At 35.2% G+C, this 2,416-nt stretch carries 1 protein-coding gene and 1 pseudogene; one reads left to right on the top strand and one right to left on the bottom strand.

Annotation, left to right across the window (positions count from 1 at the left end):
• Nucleotides 1–849 (bottom strand): annotated as a pseudogene (locus AC3DU7_RS31235) (hypothetical protein); the annotation flags it as partial.
• A gap of 512 nt (nt 850–1,361) precedes the next feature.
• Here AC3DU7_RS31235 and AC3DU7_RS31230 point away from each other — a divergent pair.
• Nucleotides 1,362–2,416: helix-turn-helix domain-containing protein (locus AC3DU7_RS31230; protein WP_488043121.1), on the top strand; the 1,055-nt coding region annotated here is incomplete at its 3' end.

Raw genomic sequence — 2,416 nt, 5'->3', positions numbered from 1 at the left:
ACCTAATTCTTGAGCTGCGCTAAGAGTTGTATTTGCTGGCGGTGGGGGATCGCCAACGGGGTCTGGTTCTGGTGTATCTGTTCCTTCAATATCATAAGCATACCAACCCGGTCCTTCATAGGTAAATGTAGGAAAGTTTTCTATCACGTTATCCCTATTTTCCTCTGTCCCAGTATAAAAGTGGACGGGTGTACCTGTCTGTATTGAAGCGCCTTCATTAAAAAAGCGATACACGGGAACAGCTTCAGATGGTGGAGTTTCGGGCGAAAAAGCATAGAAAGCAATACCATCGTTTTGCAACACTGGGAAGTTGTTAGTAATTACATCCGGACTTTGCAAAGTATAAAAAAATGTGCCCGTAGTCTCATTTTCAAAACGGTAAACTGGCTGCGCTCCAGGTACAGAGGCAAATGGTGCTTCAAACTCTACGCCTTCGTATCGATATCTAGTCGTATCTGCTAGACTCTGTTCAAATTCTGCCTGGTCTGCTGTGAAAAAGTGGGCTTGGGTTTGTCTGTCCCAAAATCTGTGAACGTCTTCTGCATTTGGGTTAGTGGCAGAAGCTTCTCGCATAAAAATTTCTGCTCCATCAGCACTACTACCAGTAAGAATATCTATTTCTTCATCCGTAGAATCATCTGTCAGTTCGGTTGCTTTTGCATTATTAACAACAGAATAATCCTCGACTGTGGGCATTAATCCTTCTATATTTATGTAGGGATTTTCTACACTAAATTCTGTACCACCAGGAAATCTATTGGCCAATTCTATGCCATTTATTGCTGTCATAGCTAGGTCGGTAGATGTTGGCAAAAGACTATTTGCTTCGGGTTCCACAAGATTAAACATAGCAATAACCTCCAAAAATACTTCTAATTTTTTCTAGGATTAGTATTGAAAAGAATCATCTAATTTTTATAAGATTTGATTCTTTTTTATAACTATCATTTTGACATTTTCATTATTGAATTAAAATCCATAAAATTCACCTGTTTTTATTACCTAGTAAACTTTATTTATTCCATAAATTTCATAACAGTTTGCTCTCAAGCCTAGTCACAAAATTTTTGTCATTGTGTTTTCAAGATAAGGAAACCATAATAGCTATCTATCAAAAAGCTAATAGTAACTTTTAGAAATTACAATCTTGAGTTTCTGATTTGAGAACTATTAACTATTTATTGGTAACTTTTCAGATGCTTACGGATAATTTTTATTCTCGATTATTTTCTCCCATAAATTGAGTTTTGTCTAATCAATAATGTCTGGTTTAGTCATAAATAGTAAATTTTTTTTGCACTAATTTAGTATTAAACTGTGGGGTTTAGTTGCTTTAGTAGGAAAAAGTGTGATACAGTCAGATGAAACATAATAAAGCTACATTTTTACCTGTAGATATGAATGTTCAGACATTAGTTGAATTAACGGATAGGTTAGTGTTCGCAAAAACGGGGAAACACTTAGATTCTCTTCAGAGAAAAGTATTAAAAAGCACTTTGTTAGGTAAGAAATACCCGGAAATAGCTGAGGATAGTCATCGCAAGTACAATCATGTGAAACAGGTGGGTAGTGATTTATGGCAACTTTTAGAGGAGGTTTTAAAAGAGGATGATATTAAACAATCTAATGTTCGTTCTATTTTAGAAAAATGGCAGTTTTCACAGATTTCAAATTTTGGCGAATGTATGCAAGTTGGTAACATTAATATCTGTGAAGAAAACAGACAATTTTTAACACCTAAAAATAAACATTCTCCCACTTTCGCTAACCAAAATTCAAACAACACTAACCCAGAAAATAATTATGATTTATCTGAAGCTCCAGATTTATATTCTCTGTGCGATCGCCACACTGAACTTACCACCCTCAAACAATGGATACTACAAAACCACACCCGCATCATCACCATATTAGGATTAGCTGGCATTGGCAAAAGCGTACTTGCCCTACAATTAATTCCACAAATAAAAGATAAATTTGATTATATAATCTGGCGCAATATTGATAACTACTCCACTTTAGAATCTCTGCAAACAAGCATTATTAATTTTTTATCTCCACCTGATTCTTATTCCCAAAAAACAGCAGATTTTTCTCCTGCCAAAACTACCAATAATCAATTAATACATTACCTCCGTAAATATCGTTGCTTGCTAATTTTTGACAACCTACAAGAAATTTTTGCCCGTGGAGAATTAGCAGGCACTTACCTGCCAGACCATGAAAATTATGGCAAACTTTTTAAACAAATAGCTACATCATCCCACCAAAGTTGTTTATTACTCCTGAGTCGGGAAGAACCAAAAATAGAGCTAGGAAATCATTACTGTCATACTTTAAAAATTCATGGTTTTTTGGAGGCGTGCAAAATGCTTTTACAAGAGAGAAATTTAACAGATGAAGATAGATGGTTAGA

This window comes from Okeania sp. (genome assembly GCF_983059655.1).
This window is presented reverse-complemented; position numbering and strand designations above follow the sequence as displayed.